This window comes from Arthrobacter sp. Soil736, assembly GCF_001428005.1.
Classification (GTDB): domain Bacteria; phylum Actinomycetota; class Actinomycetes; order Actinomycetales; family Micrococcaceae; genus Arthrobacter.
Map to the genome: position 1 here is coordinate 1 of NZ_LMSB01000020.1, position 20458 is coordinate 20458.

Annotated in this window: 15 protein-coding genes and 3 pseudogenes; 13 read left to right on the forward strand and 5 right to left on the reverse strand. The window is 64.4% G+C overall.

Translation table 11 applies throughout. The annotated features are described in order from the left end of the window. Positions 1–147: 147 nt before the first annotated feature. From ASG92_RS12710 to ASG92_RS12725, 4 genes and pseudogenes are all read right to left on the reverse strand, one after another. A pseudogene (locus tag ASG92_RS12710) lies at positions 148–936 on the reverse strand (IS256 family transposase); the annotation flags it as partial. A 96-nt stretch (positions 937–1032) separates the two neighbouring features. After that, positions 1033–2053 (reverse strand): annotated as a pseudogene (locus tag ASG92_RS12715) (IS110 family transposase); the annotation flags it as partial. A 182-nt stretch (positions 2054–2235) separates the two neighbouring features. After that, positions 2236–2883 (reverse strand): dimethylmenaquinone methyltransferase, encoded by a 648-nt coding sequence (locus ASG92_RS12720; RefSeq protein ID WP_056628803.1) that lies wholly within the window; start codon positions 2881–2883, stop codon positions 2236–2238. A 70-nt stretch (positions 2884–2953) separates the two neighbouring features. Further along, a pseudogene (locus ASG92_RS12725) lies at positions 2954–3688 on the reverse strand (glycoside hydrolase family 32 protein); the annotation flags it as partial. Between the two features lie 340 nt (positions 3689–4028). Here ASG92_RS12725 and ASG92_RS12730 point away from each other — a divergent pair. From ASG92_RS12730 to ASG92_RS28330, 13 genes are all read left to right on the forward strand, one after another. Further along, positions 4029–5099 carry a LacI family DNA-binding transcriptional regulator gene (locus tag ASG92_RS12730; RefSeq protein ID WP_056628809.1) on the forward strand — a complete coding sequence of 357 codons (1071 nt, stop codon included), beginning with the start codon at positions 4029–4031 and terminating at the stop codon, positions 5097–5099. Positions 5100–5178: 79 nt separating this feature from the next. Next, positions 5179–6855, forward strand: coding sequence for an ABC transporter substrate-binding protein (locus tag ASG92_RS12735; protein ID WP_056628811.1), 1677 nt, complete (start codon positions 5179–5181; stop codon positions 6853–6855). Between the two features lie 124 nt (positions 6856–6979). Further along, positions 6980–7957, forward strand: coding sequence for an ABC transporter permease (locus tag ASG92_RS12740; RefSeq protein WP_056628814.1), 978 nt, complete (start codon positions 6980–6982; stop codon positions 7955–7957). A 10-nt stretch (positions 7958–7967) separates the two neighbouring features. Then, positions 7968–8903, forward strand: a complete 936-nt coding sequence (locus ASG92_RS12745) for an ABC transporter permease (RefSeq protein WP_056628817.1) — start codon at positions 7968–7970, stop codon at positions 8901–8903. Continuing rightward, entirely contained in the window at positions 8900–9883 is a 984-nt protein-coding gene (locus tag ASG92_RS12750; RefSeq protein ID WP_056628821.1) for an ABC transporter ATP-binding protein, read from the forward strand. The genes ASG92_RS12745 and ASG92_RS12750 overlap by 4 nt, the downstream gene beginning before the upstream one ends. Then, a complete protein-coding gene (locus ASG92_RS12755; protein WP_056628824.1) occupies positions 9880–10950 on the forward strand; it encodes an ATP-binding cassette domain-containing protein in 1071 nt (356 codons plus the stop codon). Before ASG92_RS12750 ends, ASG92_RS12755 begins: the two co-directional genes overlap by 4 nt. Continuing rightward, positions 10947–12506, forward strand: a complete 1560-nt coding sequence (locus ASG92_RS12760) for a glycoside hydrolase family 32 protein (RefSeq protein WP_056628827.1) — start codon at positions 10947–10949, stop codon at positions 12504–12506. The genes ASG92_RS12755 and ASG92_RS12760 overlap by 4 nt, the downstream gene beginning before the upstream one ends. Positions 12507–12541: 35 nt before the next feature. Continuing rightward, positions 12542–13537, forward strand: coding sequence for an aldo/keto reductase family protein (locus ASG92_RS12765; protein ID WP_056628829.1), 996 nt, complete (start codon positions 12542–12544; stop codon positions 13535–13537). 1686 nt (positions 13538–15223) lie between these two features. Continuing rightward, a complete protein-coding gene (locus ASG92_RS12770; RefSeq protein WP_157372209.1) occupies positions 15224–15874 on the forward strand; it encodes a helix-turn-helix domain-containing protein in 651 nt (216 codons plus the stop codon). 364 nt (positions 15875–16238) lie between these two features. Then, positions 16239–16742 (forward strand): DDE-type integrase/transposase/recombinase, encoded by a 504-nt coding sequence (locus ASG92_RS28985; RefSeq protein ID WP_162256318.1) that lies wholly within the window; start codon positions 16239–16241, stop codon positions 16740–16742. A 26-nt stretch (positions 16743–16768) separates the two neighbouring features. After that, on the forward strand, positions 16769–17377 hold the full coding sequence (locus tag ASG92_RS28325; RefSeq protein ID WP_162256319.1) for a Mu transposase C-terminal domain-containing protein: 609 nt from the start codon (positions 16769–16771) through the stop codon (positions 17375–17377). After that, on the forward strand, positions 17374–18186 hold the full coding sequence (locus ASG92_RS12780; protein ID WP_056628836.1) for an AAA family ATPase: 813 nt from the start codon (positions 17374–17376) through the stop codon (positions 18184–18186). Before ASG92_RS28325 ends, ASG92_RS12780 begins: the two co-directional genes overlap by 4 nt. Before the next feature lie 661 nt (positions 18187–18847). Continuing rightward, positions 18848–19300 carry a hypothetical protein gene (locus tag ASG92_RS28330; protein WP_157372210.1) on the forward strand — a complete coding sequence of 151 codons (453 nt, stop codon included), beginning with the start codon at positions 18848–18850 and terminating at the stop codon, positions 19298–19300. A gap of 467 nt (positions 19301–19767) precedes the next feature. On the opposite strand, the gene ASG92_RS12790 is transcribed toward ASG92_RS28330, so the two are convergent. Beyond that, a complete protein-coding gene (locus ASG92_RS12790; protein ID WP_056628838.1) occupies positions 19768–20262 on the reverse strand; it encodes a hypothetical protein in 495 nt (164 codons plus the stop codon). Between the last annotated feature and the right edge of the window lie 196 nt (positions 20263–20458).

The following is a 20458-nucleotide window of genomic DNA, read 5'->3' on the forward strand; positions in this document are numbered from 1 at the left end:
GTGAACATGAAAACCGTCGCAACACTTCATGATCTAGGAAAGGCAAGCATGGATCAGCTCACTGGATTATGCCGACCTCACCAGCGCCAAACCCATGCCCTGCAAAGGATCCCGCGGCCACATCGGCATAATCCGAAGGTCGGCATAATGCACGATGCAGGTCTGAACGACGGTCTGCGGCCACACCGCCGCGACCGCGTCCGGCAGCCCCTTCAGTCCGTCGCAGACCACGATGCAGCAGTTGGCCACGCCGCGGTTCTTGATCTCGGTCAGCACCCGCAGCCAGTACTTCGCGCCCTCGCCGTCGCCATGCTCGCCGGCCCACAGCCCGAGGATCTCCCGGGTCCCGTCGACGGTCACCGCCAGGGCGACGTAGATCGGGCGGTTCGCGACCTGGCCGTCGCGGATCTTCATGTTCACACAGTCGATGAAGATCACCGGGTATACCGGATCCAGCGGCCGGTTCTGCCACTCTCCCATCCCCTCCAGCACCCGGTCGGTGATCGTGGAGATGGTCTGCTTGGACACCTCGGCCCCGTACACCTCGGCCAGGTGCGCGGCGATCTCGCCATGGGTCAGGCCCTTGGCCGAGAGCGAGATGACCAGGTCATCCACCCCGGTCAGTCGCCGCTGCCGCTTGGCCACGATCCGCGGCTCGAACGATCCGTCCCGGTCGCGGGGCACCGAGATCTCCACCGGCCCGGTCTCGGTCAGCACCGTCTTGGACCGCCGGCCGTTGCGCGAGTTACCTCCGTTGCGCCCGGCCGGATCGTGCTTGTCATAGCCGAGATGATCATCCAGTTCGCCATCGAGCGCGGACTCCATCACCAGCTTGGTCAGCTTCTGCAGCAGCCCGCCCTCCCCGGCCAGCTGCAGCCCCTCGGCCCGAGCACGCTCGGTCAGCTGCCGAACCAGTTCCTCGTCCACCGCACCCATCGCAGCGGCTGTCACATCTGTCACAGGTGTCTCCTCTCCATCAGGAGTTACACCAGAAAACTTACAGTCCCCCGGGGGGTGCCTCTATGGTTTTGGTCAAGTCGCTGAGGGCGTTCGTGGTTCGTAGAACGTACCGTCTCGGAGCATGGCGAAGAGCGTGTCGCAGCTGCGGCGGGCGAGGGCGATGAGGGCCTGGTTGTGGCGTTTGCCTTCGGCTCGTTTCCGGTCGTAGTAGGCCCTCGATGGCGGGACCTTCAGCGCGGCGAAGGAGGAGAGGAACAGGACTCTTTTGAGGATCTTGTTTCCTTTTCGGGATGGGTGGTCGCCGCGGATGGATGTCCCGGATCGCCAGGTCAAGGGGGCGAGGCCTGCGTAGGAGGCCATGTGCCCTGCGGAGGCGAAGTCTTTGCCGACGATCTCGGTGAGGATCCGTGCTGCGGTCCTGACGCCGACCGCCGGGAGTGACGTCAGGACTGGGTGAAGAGGGTGGGCTTCCACGAGGGCTTCGACCTGCGTGAAGACGGTGTCCCGTGATTCGCGGATGTCGGCGAGCATCCGGGCGAGCTGGGGCAGCACGATCGTGGCCGCGTTCGTCCCGATGACTGTGACCGTTTGCTGGTCCAGGGCGGCGATGATCTCGTCGGCGAGGCGTTCGCCCATCCGGGGTGCGAGCTTCTTGAGCCTGTTCCCGATCCGGCTCCGGCCGGCATGGCGGAGGGCTTCAGGGGTCGGCCAGGTTCGCAGCAGATCCACACGGCCGGGTGGTCCAGATGCGGCCAAGGACACGTTCCAGGGCCGGGTGGATCTGGGTGAGCAGGCCGCGGATCCTGTTCGAGGTTGCCGTGGCCTGTTTGGCCAGGTCGTCATCGAAGCCGCAGAGCATGGCCAGTTCCGCGAGCTGTTCGTCGGCGACCTGGATGGAGCGCAGTGTGTGGGGCATGGTCCGGGCCGCTTCGGCGATCATGAACGCGTCCCTTGCGTCGGTTTTCGCCTCGCCTGGGTGCAGGTCCGCGATCCGGCGCATCGCCAGTCCGGGCAGGTACCCGACGGTGACACCGTCGGCCTGCGCAACCGCGACCGGTAACGCACCGATCGTCGCGGGCTGGTCAACCACGAGTGGCGGGCAAGCCGCGCCCCAGCCGATTCCGGTGAGAGCGGTTTGCGTCCGCCCGAAGGGCCCCGCAGCCCGGTGATATCCGGGACATAGCCGCCGGGAATGGGAGCAAGGGCAACCAGCATCCGCACCTCTTCGACGGGCCCCCGGTTCTTGCGGCCGGCGGCAGGGGGGCTCCGGCGGGCTCATTCCATGCCGCCGGGAAGAACCGTGCCGATGACCGCCCCCGACCGAAGGCGTTGCAGAATGTCCGGCTCGTCACGATCCGTTGACAGGGCCAGGTCCACAATGGCGGCGGCATTCTCTGGAGAGAGAACAAGGACACCATTGTCATCGGCCATCACTACGTCGCCAGGGTTCACCGTTACCCCGCCGCACAGCACAGGAACATTCACAGCACTGTTAGCATCGAACGTCCGCTTAGCCGTAAGGACACTGGTTCCGCGAGCGAAAACCGGAAGCCCCGCGCTCCGGAGCTCCACGATGTCGGTCACGACTCCGTCCACGACAATCCCTGCGGCTCCGGCGCATTGGGCTGCACACGCCGTGACAGCACCCACAGGCGCATGAGCGGTGTCATGCCCGGTTTCGATGACAAGAACGTCGCCAGGTTCCAGAAGCGCCAGCGCCCGGTTCGTGGCGAAGGCATCTGCAGAGGCAACGCGAGCGGTCACCGCGCGGCCAACAATGTGAACGTTCGGGAGCATCGACCGGACGCCCGAGTCGAGGAAACCCTCCTCCAGGAAATGCCCGATGGTGGGAAAGCTCACGGCCTGAAGCCGGCTAACCAGATCAGGATCCAGTGCCTGGGTCAAACGAACTGTGCCGGTCATGAGCTGCTGCCCTCCTTCACGACAGCTATGCACTGAATCTCGAAGGAGAAATCCCAGATCCCTACGCAGATACCCATTTGACGTTATTCGGGTCGCCGTCCACGGCCAGCGGGAAAAGATCCGGGCATTCCCAGAGTCCGCCCGTGGCGTTGGCCGGGCCGAATTCGCTGAGGGCGGTCCAGTCCTTGAGGTTGGTGGATTTGTAGATCAGCACCTTGTGGTCGGTGGCTTCGACGGCGGCCATCACCCAGTAGCCGCCGCCTGCCGGCGAGCTGTACCAGAAGACCTTGGGGTCACGGAAGTTGGCGGAATTGCGGTTCAGGACGGGATTGCCGCTGTACTTAGTCCAGGTCTGGCCGTCGTCGAGGCTATACGCGAGCGACTGCGCTTGCAATCCGCGGTGCGGCGAGGCGTCCTTGTAGGCGCTGGTGTAGATGGCCACCATCGGTGGGTTCTCCGCCGTGCCGAAGCCTGAGGAATTGTCTTTGTCCACCACAACGCTTCCCGAGAAGACGTCCTCCTCCTCGTCCGTCGAGATGGCCAGCGGCTGCTCCTTCCATTGGACCAGGTCCGGGGACGTGGCGTGCCCCCAGGACATGTTCCCCCACGTGTTTCCCGTGGGGTTGTGCTGGTAGTACAGGTGGTAAACGCCCTTGTGGTAGACCATGCCGTTGGGGTCGTTCATCCAGTTCTTCGCGGGCGAGAAATGGATCGCCGGACGGTACTGTTCGGCACCGGGTGCGGTGTCTGCTCCCGCCGGCGCGGCTCCGGCCCAGGCGCCGGCGAGCGTGAGCCCGGCCAGCATCAGGACGGAAATCGCCCGCCGCCGGGTGTTACCTCTCGTATTCATGTGGTGTCGCCCTTCATCGCGCGTGCCTATTCTCTGCATAGACAACGTTGTCAACGACGGGAACGTTAAGTTATGTCCAGCGGACAAGTCAACGGTCTCACCCCTGCTCAAAGTCAACTACCGCGAAGCCCGCAGCCCTGCCGCTGAAGTCGTTGACAGCTGCGAGGTAACGCGGGTAACCTAGCTCACAGTGTTATCAGGTAACCCGCGTTACTTGATAACGAAAACGCGGAACACACTCAAAACAGAACCCTGGCACCACGCACAGCATCAACGAAGACCACCGGAGTATTCAATGGCGAAAAGCACGACCCCCACCAAAGCCGCGGCTGTGCGGCAGCGGGGTGTCACCATGAGTGATGTCGCCAAGTACGCCGGTGTCTCCCGGACAGCGGTCTCGTTCGTGCTGAGCAACCGCGAAAACGCCAGCATTTCCGAGGAAACGCGCACCCGCATCAACGACGCCGTGCAGGCATTGGGTTACCGCCCGAATGCCGGAGCACGCGCACTGGCTTCCCAGCGCAGTGATTGGTACGGAATCGTCACCGAGATCGTGACGGCCCCGTTCGCGGTGGACATCATCAAGGGTGCCCAGGACCAAGCCTGGCTTGACCGCCGGTTCCTGCTCATCGCGCCTTCCGACCAGGCCGATGCCGTAGGACCCAACCAAGGCCTGGAAGATGCAGCCATTGAAAAGCTTCTGGAACAACGAGTGGAAGGACTTCTCTACGCGGCCACGTACCACCGCGCCGTGCATGTTCCGGAAAGCGCCCACGAGGTGCCCACGGTCCTCATCAACTGTTTCGACGCGGACGGGAAGCTGCCCTCGATCGTCCCGGACGAGCGCGCCGGCGGCCGGATCGCCGTCGAGCGTTTGCTCCAAGCCGGCCACAGCAGGATCGGAGTCATCAACCTGGACCCGCACATTCCCGCGGCCGTCGGGCGTTTGAAGGGTGCACGCGAAGCACTCGCCGGCGCCGGGCTGGAACTGGATCCGGAGCTGGTAGTGTCCGGGCATGCGACGGCGGACGGCGGCTACGAGGCGGCGTGCGAAATCCTGGACCGTTACCCCAAGCAGGACAGGCCAACCGCACTGTTCTGCCTCAACGACCGCATGGCGATGGGCGCTTACGACGCCATCAAGGAACGGGGACTGACCATCCCCGGAGACATCGCCGTGATCGGCTTCGACAACCAGGAACTGATTGCGGCCTACCTCAGGCCAAAGCTGACCACGGTTGCGTTGCCATTCGAAAAAATGGGCGCTCTGGGAGTCCAGACGCTCGCCGCTCTTACAGCAGGACAGCCGATCACTGCCGACCAGCAATTGGTCGACTGTCCGCTGCTAGAACGCTCTTCGGTCTGACCGCGAAATCAATTTCGAAGAGCTAACCCCTTACCCACCCCTTCACCTTGCTGATGAAGATAGGAAAGAGATAACCATCATGACACAACCCCGATACTTGAGGTCTGCCCGCATTGCAGCGGCCGGACTGGCGGTAGGCGCAATGCTGCTGACTGGCTGCGCTGCCACCGTCAACAAGTCCGCCGGCACCGACGCCGGAGCGAACGCGAGCGCCTTCCTGACCATCCCGCGTGAGGACATGGGTACGTTCGTGCAGAACTTCAACCCGTTCGCGCCCACCGTGAACCCGATGGTCCAGCAGTCGATCTACGAATCCTTGCTGATCTTCAACCCGGCCAAGGGAAATACGACGCCGTGGCTCGCCACAGAGTGGAAGGCCGCCGAAGACGGCAAGTCCATCACCTTCACCTTGCGTGACGGTGTGAAGTGGTCCGACGGTCAGCCCCTGGTGGCCGACGACGTCGCCTACACCTTCGAACTCCAGAAGAAGATTAAGGGCGGCTTCGACTACCTGGAGACGGTGACCGCTGAAGGCACAAACAAGGTCACGTTAAACTTCAACAAGCCGTGGTCGCCGGCCCTTTACGAGGTCGGCCAGCTCAGCATCCTGCCGAAGCACATTTGGTCAGCGCCGGCCGACCCGGAGAAGGACGCCAACGCCACGCCGGTCGGCACCGGCCCGTACACCGAGGTGGACAGCTTCCAGGCCCAGTCCTTCGTGCTGAAGAAGAACCCCAACTACTGGCAGCCGGAAAAGCAGAGGATCGCCGGTATCAAGATGCTCGCCTTTGCGGGGAACGACGGCGCCAACCTCGCCGCTGCTAACGGCGACGTCGACTGGGCTCCGCAGTACATCCCGAACATTGAAAAGACGTTCGTCTCCAAGGACAAGGAACACCGCCAGTACTGGTTCCCTCCCACGGGTGCCATGATCAACTGGCAGCTCAACACCACCAAGGCGCCGTTCAACGATGTTGACGTCCGCAAGGCGCTCAGCATGGCTGTTGACCGCGATCAGGTGACCAAAATCGGCATGAGCGGCTACGCCCAGCCCGCCGACTGCACGGGACTCTCCGGCAACTACGAAACCTGGAAGAACAACGAGGTCAAGGACAACTGCACCTGGACCAAGCTTGATGTGCAGGCAGCCAACGACCTCCTGGACAAGGCCGGCTACCCCAAGGGTGCGGACGGCAAGCGCACGCTCAAGGATGGCAAGCCGTTTGAGTTCAAGATCTCAGTGGGTGCGACGTCGTCTGACTGGCTGTCCGTGGCCAACGTGATCTCACAGAACCTCGCCGAGGTTGGCGTGACGGTCAAGGTGGACTCGCCGGACTGGGCCGCCGTGGTGGCTGGCTACGAGACCGGCGATTTTGACTCCGGCATTGTGTGGAGTGCCAACGACCCCAGCCCGTACAAGTACTTCGCAGGCATGATGGGCACGTCCACGGTCAAGCCGGTAGGCGCCAAGACGTTCGACAACTACCACCGCTTCGGCGACACCAAGGCTGATGCCCTGCTGGCCGAGTTCGCGGCCGAGTCCGACGAGTCCAAGCAGAAGGACATCGCCAACAGGCTGCAGGAAGAGTACAGCGACGCCGCTCCGCTGGTCCCGCTCTTCTCCGGCCCCGAATGGGGTGCCTTCAACGACACCCGCTTCACCGGCTGGCCCACGGAAGAGAACCCCTACGCCACCCTCTCAGTGAAGGCTCCCACCACTGTCCTGGTGCTGACCTCGCTGGAACCGCGCAAGTAGTCGCACCCAGTGCGCTGGTCGCCGGCATCCCCGGCGACCGGCCCTGAACTGCATGCCCGGCGGGCGAACAACCCCGCCGGGCGTGCCCCCAAACTTTCCGCAATTCCCGAAATGGAGGGAAACCGTGCGCTTCATCCTGCGCCGCCTGGGTTTCTACCTGATCGCCTTCTGGGCATCCATCACCCTGAATTTCCTGCTGCCGCGCTTCATGCCCGGCGATCCCGTCTCCCGCATGTTCGCCCGCTCCCAGGACAGAATGCAGCCCGAACAGATCGAGGCCCTGCGCAAGCTGCTCGGCGTGGATGATCGGCCCCTGTGGGAGCAGTACATCGGCTATCTGCACAACGTCTTCACCGGGCAGATGGGAGTCTCGATTTCCCGTTTCCCCACACCGGTCACGGAGGTCATTTCGTCCCAGATCGGTTGGACCCTCCTGCTCGGCGGGACCTCATTGGTGATTGCCGCCGTCGTGGGCAACCTGCTCGGCATCCTCGCCGCCTGGCGACGCGGCGGAGCGATCGATTCGGCGCTGCCGCCGGTGCTGGTGTTCATCGGTTCGTTCCCGTACTTCTGGCTCGCGATGGGTGCACTGTACCTGTTCGGCGTGGTGCTGGGCTGGTTCCCGATCCGCCACGCGTTCACTGACGGACTGGAGCCCGGGTTCACGTGGGAGTTCATCGGCGACGTCGGTGCGCACCTTGTGCTGCCAGCGCTCACGATCGTGCTGGTCTCCATCGGCGGCTGGATGCTGGGCATGCGCAATACCATGATCGCCACCAACTCCGAGGACTACATCACCATGGCTGAAGCCAAGGGACTCCGCCCGGGCCGCATCATGCTCCGCTACGCAGCCCGGAACGCCATGCTCCCGTCGGTCACGAGCTTCGGCATGGGCCTGGGCTTCGTGGTGGGTGGCGCACTCCTCACCGAAGTGGTGTTCGCGTACCCCGGCGTCGGCTACCAGCTCCTCAACGCCGTCCAAGGCCTCGACTACCCGCTCATGCAAGGCCTGTTCCTGACCATCACCGCCGCCGTGCTGCTGGCGAACTTCCTGGTGGACATCCTCTACGTCCGCCTCGACCCGCGCGTGCGCAGCAACTGAGGGACCCATCATGACAACCGCAATTCTGAAGCAGCCCACTGAGCCCACTGAGCCCACAGCTGCCCGCAAGCCCAACCGCAGTTTCGTCCACGGACTTATCACCAACAAGAAGGCCCTGGTGGGCATGATCGTGATGCTCGTGTTCATCGCGCTTGCGTTGCTGGCCCCCGTGCTGTTCCCCGGAGACCCGTCGCGGATCACCGCGATGGCCTCGCTTGAACCGGACGCCGAACACTGGCTGGGCACCACGGCCAAAGGTCAGGACGTGCTTGCCCTGACTGTCCACGGCTCCCGCAGTTCCCTGTTCGTCGGGTTGACTGTGGGCTTCGCATCCACCTTCATCGGCATTTTGGTGGGCCTGGCCTCGGCGTACTTTGGCAAGTTCATTGACGAAGCACTGTCCCTGGTGACCAACGTCTTCCTGCTCCTTCCCGGCCTGCCGCTCCTTGTCATCCTGGCAGCGTTCCTGCCGCCGGGTTTGGGAACCGTGATCCTGGTCCTCGTGGTCACCGGCTGGGCTGGGTCGGCTCGTGTATTGCGCTCTCAGGCGCAGTCCATCCGTTCCAAAGATTTTGTGGCCGCGGCCGTGGTGTCCGGCGAACGGGCGGGCCGGATCATGTTCCGCGAGATCCTGCCTAACATGGCCTCGATCGTCATGGGGACCCTGCTGGCCTGCGTGATCTACGGCATCGGCGCCCAGGCCGGCCTGGAGTTCCTTGGACTGGGCGACGTCAGCACCGTCTCCTGGGGCAACAACCTCTTCTGGGCCGGCAACGAGGGCGCCCTACTGACCGGCAGCTGGTGGGTCTTTGTTCCCTCGGGTGTCTGCATCGCGCTGGTCGCGTTCGCACTGGCGCTCATCAACTACGCCGTGGACGAGGTCACGAATCCACGGCTGCGGAAGATCAAAACCCCAAAAATTACCGAAAGGGGCGCCGCCAAGTGACAGTCTCCCAAGTTTCCTTCGGCTCCCACGAGCCCGTCCTGGACGTCAAGAACCTCACCGTCAAGTACATCGGCGACACCCGCTCCACCACCGCCGTCGACAACGTTTCCTTCAGCATCGGCACCGGTGAGGTGTTCGGGCTGGCGGGCGAGTCCGGCTGCGGGAAGTCCACCATCGCCAACTCGATCATGCGGCTCCTGAAGGATCCCGCGAAGATCGCCGGCGGCAGCATCTCCTTCGGCGGCAAGGACGTCCTGGCCATGAGCCCGGAGGAGCTGCGGCGCTTCCGCTGGCAGGACGTGGCCATGGTGTTCCAGTCGGCCATGAACTCGCTCAACCCGGTGCTGACCATCGGCGAGCAGATCGTGGACATCTTCACCACTCATGCGGGCTACTCGCGCAAGGAATCGCTGCGGCGTGCCGGTGAGTTGCTTGAATTGGTGAGGATCGACCCCGCACGCCTCAAGTCCTACCCGCACCAGCTCTCGGGCGGCATGCGCCAGCGCGCCGTGATCGCGATGGCCGTGGCGCTCAAGCCGTCCCTGTTGATCCTCGACGAACCCACCACCGCGCTGGACGTGGTGGTGCAGCAGGAAATCATGGCCCAAATCAAGGAACTCCAACGCGAACTGGGCTTCTCCGTCCTCTTCATCACCCACGACATGTCCCTCATGGTGGAACTCTCGCACCGCATGGCCGTAATGTACGGAGGCCGGATCGTGGAGACCGCAACAGCCCAGGACGTCTACGCCAACCCCCGCCACCCCTACACTCAGGCGCTGATGGGCGCGTTCCCGCCGCTCACCGGTCCGCGGGTTCCGCTGACGGGACTGCCCGACGGCGTGAAGTTCCGGAACATCCCGGACCTCACCGAGGTGGCACCCGGCCACCTTGTGGCACCGTTTGGCGCTGACGCTGAAGCAGCCGTCCTTGAAGCAGCCGTCCTTGAAGCAGCCGTCCTTGAAGGAGCCGCACGATGAGCCACTCAGTACAGTCTTCATCACGTCCAGCCGTTTCCACTCAGACCCCCGCCCTCGAGGTCCGCGGACTGGGTAAATCGTTCCCCATCGGCGGCCTTTTCTCCCGTCAGTCGGTTCGCGCTCTGCACGGCGTCGACCTGACCATTGGCCGCGGCGAAATCGTGGCCCTCGTGGGAGAGTCTGGGTCGGGTAAGAGCACCCTGGCCCGTTGTGTTGCCCGGCTGGAAAAGCCGAGCTCCGGCGAGATCCTGATCGACGGCGTCGACGTCCTCAAGCGCGACCGCTTCCAAGCATCGCGGGCCTTCCGCTCCCAACTGCAGATGGTCTTCCAGGATCCCTTCGGCTCGCTGAATCCTGCCCACAGAGTGGAGCACTTCCTGCGGCGGTCCCTGGCGATCCACCGGAAGGGCGGCAGCTCCGAGACAGAGACGCAGCAGCGACTCGAGGAGCTCATGACCACCGTGGGCCTGCAGGCCGACATGCTGAACTCCTACCCGCACGAGCTCTCCGGCGGGCAGCGCCAGCGAGTCGCGATTGCCCGGGCCCTTGCCGTGGAACCACAGGTCATCCTCGCCGACGAGCCCACGTCCATGCTGGATGTTTCGGTCCGGATCGGCGTGCTGAACCTGATGCGGAAGCTCCGCGATGAACAGGGAATCTCCATGCTCTACATCACACACGACCTCGCCTCAGCCCGATACCTGGCGGACCGGACGGCGGTCATGTTCGCGGGGGAGCTCGTTGAAGAGGGCGAGTCCTTGGACCTCCTGGCCAACCCGGCCCACCCGTACACGCAGCTGCTGGTCTCGGCCGTCCCGGATCCGGCCCGGGCGGGCTCCTACGATCCCGTCCGCCGTGCCGAGCTGCGGCAGGCTGTGATGGCGTCGACCACCTGCGCTTTCGACGGCGACCTAAACCAGACCTGCTCGGCCGAGGAACCCGTTCGCCACCGCGTGGGCGACCCCGAAAACCGCCACTGGGTGCGCTGCCACCGCTACCGCCCGCAGGCTGGAGCAGGCGGCCACGCCCTGGCAACTGAACCTACGGACAAGAAGGCCTCCGCATGACTGAATCGACGCACCCGCTCGCCACCGTTCCCGAGGACGAACTGATTGCCCGCGCCGATGCGGACTCCCTCCGGCCGCGCTTCCACTTCGTTTCCCCGGCCGGTTGGCTCAACGATCCCAACGGCGTGAGCCAATGGAACGGCACCTATCACCTCTTCTACCAGTACAACCCCGAGGGCGCGTTCCACCACCGCATCCAGTGGGGCCACGCCACCAGCGCTGACCTCGTCACGTGGACGGACCAGCCCATTGCGTTGGAACCGTCGGCGGGCCCGGACGCCGACGGCTGCTGGTCCGGCGTGTTGGTGAACGACGGTGGCACGCCCACCTTGGTGTACTCGGGACGGCTCGACGGACGCGAGTTGCCGTGCGTCGCCGTCGGATCTCCGGATCTTCTGGACTGGACCAAAGTGGCCGAGAACCCGGTCATCGCAGCCCCGCCAGCCGGGGTGGACATCACCGCCTACCGGGACCACTGCGTGTGGCGTGAGGGCACTATGTGGCGGCAGCTGGTGGGCTCGGGCATTCGTGGGCGCGGTGGCACGGCGTTCCTGTACGAGTCGGAGGATCTGCGCTCCTGGGAATACGTCGGCCCGCTGTTCATCGGCGACGCCTCACAGGGCGATCCTGCCGATACCGACTGGACCGGGACCATGTGGGAATGCGTGGACCTGTTCCGGGCAGGCGGGGGCTCGTTGGGTACGGTTCCTTCTTCTGGTGACGCGCCCGACGTGCTGGTCTTTTCCGCATGGGACGACGGCGACACCCGGCACCCGCTGTACTGGACCGGCCGCTACTCGGGAGACTCTTTCGAGCCCGCCGGGCTGCATCGGCTCGACTACGGTGGGCGGTTCTTCTACGCGCCGCAGTCGTTCCTGGATGAGTCCGGCCGGCGCATCATGTTTGGTTGGCTTCAGGAGGGCCGCAGCGACGCCGCAATGGTGGAGGCAGGGTGGTCGGGCGTCATGAGTTTGCCGCGCGTCACCACCCTGGCCGATGACGGAACCCTCCGTTTCGCACCCGTGCCCGAAATCGAGAAGCTGCGCCGGGACCACGTGGGCCTGCCGGGACGGGAGTTGGTGGGTGCCGGGGCACCTGTGGCTACGGGGGTGTCCGGCAGCCAACTGGACCTCGAACTGGATGTGCAGCTCGAGCCGGGTGCTGTGCTGCGACTGGGTTTGCTGGGATCGGCTGACGGTGGTGTCTCCGGCAAATCCAAGGAGGAAACAGTGATCGAGGTGTGCCGGGCCGCTGAAGGCGGCGGCCAAGGCACACTCCGCCTCGACCGTACTCGGAGCAGTCTTGATCCAACCGTTGATGTGGAGGACAAGTCCGGACCGCTCCCGATGTCCGACGGCCGGGTGCACCTGCGTGTCCTGGTGGACCGATCCGCCGTCGAAATTTTCGCCAACGGTAAGCCGCTCACGGCCCGCGTTTACCCGACCTTGGGCGGTGAGCACGTGAGCCTGGCCGCCGAGGGTACCGTGAGGCTGCACTCCTTCGATGCCTGGACCATGGCTGGGATCTTTGGAGGTGCCCGGACCCTCTTCCCCTAACTCAGGATCCGACCATCTCTCTGAAAGTTAACTTCATGCAATACCGCAAACTCGGCAACAGCGGCATGTACGTCAGCGCGATTGCCTTGGGCAATTGGGCCACCCACGGCGAAACCGTGGATCAGGATGTAGCCACCTCATGCGTCCGCAAGGCCTTGGACCTTGGCATTACCACCTTCGACACCGCCGACGCCTATGCAGGGACCAAGGCCGAAACCATGCTCGGCGAAGCCCTCAAGGGTGTGCGCCGCGAGGGCATCGAGGTCATGACCAAGGCGTACTTCCCGACCGGCGCGGGCAGGAACGACCGTGGCCTGTCCCGCAAGCACGTCATGGAATCTATCAACGGCTCGTTGCGCCGTCTCCAGACGGACTACGTGGACGTCTACCAGGCGCACCGCTATGACTACGAAACCCCGCTGGAGGAAACCATGGGCGCCTTCGCCGACATTGTCCGTGCCGGCAAGGCCCACTACATCGGCGTCTCGGAGTGGACGGTGGCGGAGATTCGCGCCGGCGCCGCTTTGGCGGCCGAACTGGGCATCCAGTTCGTGTCGAGCCAGCCACAGTACAACATGCTGTGGCGCGTCATCGAACCCGAAGTCGTGCCGGTCTGCGAAGAGCTCGGGATCACCCAGGTGTGCTGGTCGCCGCTGGCACAGGGAGTGCTGAGCGGCAAATACGGTGCTTCCACCATTCCTGCCGGCAGTCGGTTCAGCACCGATGACGGCAGGCTGAAGACTGAGCACAAGTTCATGCAGCCTGAAGTCCTGGAGCGTGTGGAGAGGCTCAAGGCGATCGCCGACGACCTCGGCATGCCGTTGGCCACCATGGCGGTGGCCTGGGTGCTGGCGAATCCCAACGTATCGGCAGCGATCGTCGGGGCCAGCCGGCCCGAACAGCTCGAAGACACGGTCAAAGCTGCCGACCTCGTCCTCGGGCATGAAACGCTGCAGCTGATCGACGATGCCCTAGGCGACGTCGTAGAGCGCGACCCGGCCAAGGTGGAATCTTTCCCCCAGCGCGTGTAAGTCGGGACCGCCAAAACAGGGCCAGTGCCCGCATCGACGCTATTGAGGTTCCGGTAGATTTGCCGGGTGATGTAGTGCTTGAGGCTGCGGATGATCTCTTTCTTGTGCGTCCTTGGTTCGTGCGTCTGGCTACGTAGTCTCTGGTGGCCTGATCGCGGTTCTTCTTACGCCGAGTTCCTTATCCCGTTCCCGCCAGCCGGCGACGGTCTTGATCTGCACTGCGAGCTAAGGACCACTGGAACAAGGCCGACCGTCTCGGTCCGGAAGACTCGTGCAAACGACGGTGCTTCCGCGCTTTCGGCCGGCGGGCGCGGCAACCTCTTAGCTCGCTGGAATATTGGCAAAAAGGAAGTGTTGACAGTAATGATGGAATTGGCCTCGGACTGGGTCGTACTGGTGCCGGACTGGGCCGGATTGGCTATGTTTTCTGGACTTCCCAGTGTTTGCAGGGCTGGAATGCGGTTCGAGTCCCACCTCGGGCACGTGTTTTCCCTGTTCAGAGGCTTTTTAGCCTCTGAGTGTGCACATTTTGTGTTGTGAGGGGCCCCTTCGGGGGCCTTTTTCATTGGTGGCCGGTGCTGTGGCCGGTTGCCTCCTTGCCTACCTGGAGCGACGGTTTGTCGTTCGATACCAGTTCATGGGCGTTTCTGGATCGGCCCACATGACTTGAGAAAATTTGGTGCGGGTTTCTTCGTTGCTTCGTTGCTTCGTTGGGTGCTCACCAGGTTCCTCCTGCTCGGCCTATAGGTGGCTGATCTGCTTATCCATGGTGGTTCCGGGGGAGGACGACGTGATTTGTGCACCACCGGTGGGGAACTTGGCCGCCGGACGTCCACAGACCGTCGGATACTTCCCGAAGGTGAGCCAACGTTGCCGTGGGAGAACTTGTCGCCTGGCTGTCCGGCACAGGAGCCCGACACATCACCGGAACCGCCCTCACAATCGACGGCGGGCAAGCATCAGTAATCTAAGAGCAAGGCGGCCGGTCGGGGAAGGTTTATGCGTCGGCGTCGGACATGAGTGCGGGCGCCATAATGCCTGAGGTGAAGCGGTTGCAGCGCCGGCATAACCAGCAAGGAAGTTGAAGCAGCCCGATCCAGCGGGATCACTGCACCGCGGAAAACGTACCCGTGAGGAACTTCAGCACCGGCGCCCGGTGGCCGTCGTCGGGCGAAACAGGAAGAACAACAGCAGGCCATGGACGAGCCAGCAGAAGCGGGAACATTAGCGGCTGGGAATGTACGAATGTGCGGGCGGTAGCTTCCACTGAAGCTCTATTCCTGACCGGGGAGCGGTGCAGCTAGAGGCCTGGAGAGGACGGTCCCATCGCAGGGTCTCCGTAGACCACGAGCGAGGGTGCACTGACACGTCGAGCAGCGACGCAGAGAGCGCCGACGGGTCGGGCCGGATCGTCCAGGTATTCGAGCATGCGCCCGTCAAGGCCGCCGGGGCCTTAGGATTCTTCCCGCGGCGAGCCGGGTCAGGGTGAGTGCCGCCAGGTGTTACGCGTCGCAGTGTTTGGCGGCGGGAGCGTCTTTGCCGGTGACGATGCAGGTTTTTCCCGTTGGTGTCTTGATTTAGTGCCGTCGGCGGCGTCAGGCTGACGATGACCGGATAAGACGAACGGCCCGGCGTGAGATTTCGAAGGTCCACGCCGGGCCGCTCTGACGCGTAAAGGCCGCGCCGATGCTCACGGTAAATCATGAGGCTTTCTCTGTCGAGTCGGACCTGGCGGGCGGGCGCCTGGCGTGCCCGGGGTGCAGGGGCAGGCTGCGTCCGTGGGGCTGGGCGCGGGAACGGCTGATCCGCCACGGTACCGGGGCAGGCCGGTTCGTGATGCGTCATCGTCCGCGACGCGGACGATGCACTGGTTGCGCGGCCACGCACGTGCTGCTCGAAGCCGCCCTGGCTGCGCGGCGGGCCGATGCGGCCGCGGTGATCGCCGCCGCCGTTGAAGCAAAAACCGCCGCAGCCTACGGGCACCGGAGGATCGCGGCCCGGCTGGGCCGGCCTGCCTCCACGGTGCGCGGCTGGCTGCGCGCGTTCGCCGCTTCCGCCGGCCCGATCGCCGAAGAATTCACTGCCCTGGCCCACCGTGACGGCGCGGACGCGGCCGGGCTCTGGCCTGCGGCGGCGCCGACACCGGCCGGCCGGGCGCTGGCCGCGGTGGCGGCGTACGCGGGTGTGCTTGCGGCCCGGTTCGGCATCGCCACTCTGGCGTGGCAGAGCGCCGGGCTCACCCGCGTGCGGGCCGTGGTTTTTCAGCAGGGCGTGGTGGCATGGCCGGGCGCAACACGGGCTGGCCCTTACGCCCGGCACGCCGGGCGGCAAGGGTAGGACCAGCACCGGCTGATCCCTGCCGGGGCCATCGTTTCCTGACGTTTGGAAGGACCCTGACCCATGACAGAATCCGAGCCGCAGCGCGGGCCCCTGGCCCGCAAGGACCGGGCGGAAAAAATCGCGTTGTTCCGCTACCAGCTCATCCGCGGCGCCGCGGACACGTCCCTGAGCACCCGCCAGCGCGGACCCCTGGTCCGCGCCCTGGCCGCTGCATCACATACCGGCCCGTCCGGCGAGACGGTGCATTACTCGCGCGAGACCCTGGACCGGTGGATCCGGGCCTGGCAGCGGGAGGGATTCGACGGACTCAAACCGCGGGAAAGGGCCGCCGGCCCGGTGACCCCGGAGACCGTGCTGTCCCTTGGCAGCGACGCTGAAGCTGGAGCGTCCGCACCGCACCGCGGCCCAGGTGCGGCGGATCATGGCCGAGACCCTCGGCGACGCCCCGTCCGAGTCGACACTGCTGCGCCACTTCCGCACCCTGGACATCCCCACCGGCACGCAGGCGCAGGCCACCGGCCGGTTCGAAGCGGCCCGGCCGAACGAAATCTGGGTCGGTGACGGGCTCCACGGGCCCCGGATCGGCGGCCGGAAAACCTACCTGTTCGCGTTCCTGGACGATCATTCGCGCCTGGTCACCGCCGCGCGCTGGGCCTTCGCCGAAGACGCCGTCAGGCTTTCGGCCGCGCTGCGCCCGGCCCTGCAGACCCACGGAATCCCCGACGCGGCCTACGTCGACAACGGCTCGGCGTTTGTCGACGCGTCACTGGCCAGGATCTGCGCCCGGCTGGGCATCAAACTGATCCATTCCAGGCCCTACCGGCCCCAGGGCAGGGGCAAGATCGAGCGCTTCTTCAACACCTGACGTCCCAGTTCCTCTCCGAGATCACCGTGCTTGACGCCCCGGTCCAGACGACCGTCCCGGGCACCGGGGAGGATCCTGCCGGGACCGCGGTCGCCAGTCTGGCGGAGCTGAACGCCCTGTTCACGTCCTGGGTGCAGATGATCTACCACCGCGCCGTGCACACCACCACCGGGATGACGCCGCTGGCCCGCTGGGACGCGGGCTGGGAAAACCGGCGCCCGGACCGCCGGGATCCGGACGTGATCGCCGAAGCGTTCCGCTGGTCCGTGACCCGCAAGGTCACCAAGACCGCGACGGTGTCCCTGCAGGGCAGCACCTACCAGGTCGACCCAATGCTGGCCGGCACCCGCATCGAGCTGGTCTATGACCCGTTCGATCTCACCGGCCCGGTCGCCGTGACCGCCGCCGGCGGCATCCCGGCCGGGGAAGCGGTCCTGCTCGAGATCCGCCGCCATGTCCACCCCAAGGCCGTCAACGCCGCCAAAGACGCCGACGCGGGGGCGAAGAACGCGGCGTCCGGGATCGATTACCTGCGCCTGGTCGAAACCCGCCACAAAACCACCCTGACCGGCGCCCCGATCAGCTTCGAGAAAATGGCCGCCGGCGCGACCGGAACCAATGGAGGACCCCGATGAGCATCTCAAACCTGCAATCCCACTACGGCTTCACAGCCATGCCCTTCGGCCGCTCCATCCCGGTCCAGGCCCTGCACCCGCACCCCGGGCACCGCGAGGCGGTCGCCCGGATCCAATGGTGCGTCGCCCAGCGCCAGATGGGCGTGGTCACCGGCGAGGTCGGCGCCGGCAAGACCGTCGCCGTCAGAGCAGCCCTGGCACAACTCGAAGCCTCCCGCCACCAGGTCATCTACATCGCGGACCCCACGATCGGCATGCGCGGCATCCAGTCCCAGATCATCACCGCCCTGGGCGGGCAGCCAGCGTTCTACTCCGGAGTCCTGGCCCACCAGACCGCGTCCCTGCTCGCCGGGGAACTGGACGAACGCGCCCGCCTGCCCGTGGTCGTGATCGACGAGGCGCACCTGCTCGGCAACACCGAGCTGGAGTCCCTGCGGATGCTCACGAATACCGGGATGGACACCGGCTCGCACTTCGCGCTGCTGCTGGTCGGCCAGCCCACCCTGCGCCGCCGGCTCAAACTCGCCGTCCTGGCCGCCCTGGACCAGCGGATCTCCACCAGGTTCGCGATCACCGGCATGGACCTGGCCGAGACCGCGGACTACATCCGCCACCACCTCAAATTCGCCGGCAGATCCGACACCCTGTTCTCCGACGACGCCGTAGCCGCGATCCACCAGGCATCACGGGGCTACCCGCGGGCGGTGAACAACCTCGCCGTTTCCGCCCTGATCGCGACCTACGCCGGCAACAAGGCCATCGTGGACCTCCCGGCGGCCCAGTCTGCGATCACCGAGAACAGCGAGTAGGGAAAACCGCCGTCACGAATGACGGCCACCACGTCAGGCCGACGACGAACGCCCCGCCGGAAACAGCCCGCGGGGCGTCTTCGTGCCCGGCCCGTCGTCACAGAAACCGACGCCGCCATCGTCAAATAACGCGGCGCCTAACACCAGGTCCGGATTGTCGTAGATGAGTGCCGTGGGCTTCTTGAGAAGGTCGACGGGGCGGGCTTCGGCACGTTCTCTGACCACCCAGACCGTGAAGTAGTTGCGCGGGATCTTCCGCTCCAGCGCATGCTGGAAAGGATCAGGACCGTCGGGTGGAGCTGTCCGCCGGGGAACAACTGGGATCCCGGGCAGAACGTGCCCTCGCCAATGAAGACCCTGAACGCGATTCAGCGCCGTGAAATCGGGACGTTCGAGTGGTTGGTCGAGGGAAACGAAACAGGGCTGCGCCTACGAACGTACCTCGTCGGGGTAGATACTTCGGGCGTTCCGAGACGACCCTAGTTCAGAACCCACATCCCTGTGAACCCCACCTGAGGGGAGGTAGAAGGGCCTGGATGCGCCAGTATTCGAAGCTCACCGGGTCGCCATTGCCCCCGGCCGCCGTGCGCTGAGCGTCCCACCGGGCCTCCCTGGCGAACCACTGCACCGGATCGGCTGCCATGGCCCAGATGCGGCTTGAATGCCGGACGGCCAGGGGAGCGCTGACCGGGGTGAACCGGACGTCTACGGCTGTTTTGTTCGCTATTACTGTCACGGTTTTTTGCGCGTTCTCCCAAGTTGCGACCCGCTCGCACCGTCCGCGCCCCGCGAACCCCGACTATCGGTTACCCGCGGGGGTCTGTGGCGCGATGTCCGTCTGGCGCCGTTCGTCCTGCGCGAAGCGCTGAACGTCGCGCTTGAGGACAACCGGAGCCGGGCTGTCACGACTTTGCCAGCTTCCGGTGCGCTGCCCACCTTCCGACGTCATATTCCTTTGGTCGAGATGATCCGCGCGTGGGCCACGTTTCCTGGCCGCGACCGCTTTGCGCTGACAATCCACATGGTTGACCAAGTAGCAGCTTATGATCTGACTTCGGGTCGCATCGACGTCCCGCGGCTGTTCTTCACCGAGCCATCGAATGGATTAAAGTGAACCAGGCTGACCTCAACACTATCCAAAGTAGGTAAAGAACCCCCTCAGGCAACCACGGCCGCGAAGCCATCAAGTTCTGGCTTCAGATTGCAGAGTGCGACGGAAACATCACCAGGCTGCTGACACTCAAGGACCCCGCGTTTTCGCTCCGTCAGTTCCTCGACCTGCAAGGGATCGCAGGTAACACACGTGGAAGGCGGACGTCGAGCCGCGGCCCTGCCTTGGTGGGGCGCCATGGACTCTCGAGGATGTTGATGTCTGGGAGCACGCCGTCGGAGTCCAGCTCTTACTCGAACGCATCGGAATGCTGCGTGGGTCGACACTGCGCTTTGTTGAATGCTCCACCCCGCCAGTTACCGGAGGTGGAAATGATGCAACGCACCGCGCCCCCATTATGGACTGAAAAGACGGTACGCCCCCGTTGGAGGACGACTCTTCGGATTCGAGATCCTAGGACACATCGATGATCACACTTTGGCGTTCGGGTACTCCTGCCTGACTAGTGCTGCCCAAGGCTCGGCTACCGTCTTTACCAAGTCGCTTCGGTGCTTCTGATCAAGATAGTGCGCCGTCTGCCTTAGATGCCAGCAGAACTGCTCGGCATGCGGCTGCGAAGGCTGATTCGCATTCGTTGTCTTCTGGGCCTTGGTGTAGGCGATCCACATTTGGGAGAGGTGGTAAGACAGCTCCGGTTCCAGACTGAGCACGAAATCGGTGTTGTCAACGGGGTGTCCGAGGATTTCTTCATGGAGGAACCGTCGAGCGAGGTGGGTATGCCATGGTCCGTCAAAATCGCCCGCATATGGTGCTGCCTCTGCAAGCTCTCGGCTGATGAGGTCCTCGAAGTTACTTCGCCTTCGTCGTGCAGCCATCGCCGGCCACAGGAGAGCCAGCATGGCAGCCGAAAGTGGCACAAACAGCACTTCGAGAAGGTCCTTGGCAGTTGTAAAACCGAGTTCCATTGAAATTATCCTCCAACGTGGTTATGACAAGGAGTTCGTGCACCGGAGTAGAAGCTGGCTGCCCAATTTGTCATATTGTCCGTTTCGGAAAAAAACCAGGGAAGTTTCAAGAGCTCCTGTGCAATGAACGTTTGGCTTATTACTGCCTCCGGGCTGTCGACATCCGTCTGTGATTTTCCTGGTTTTCACGCCTTCG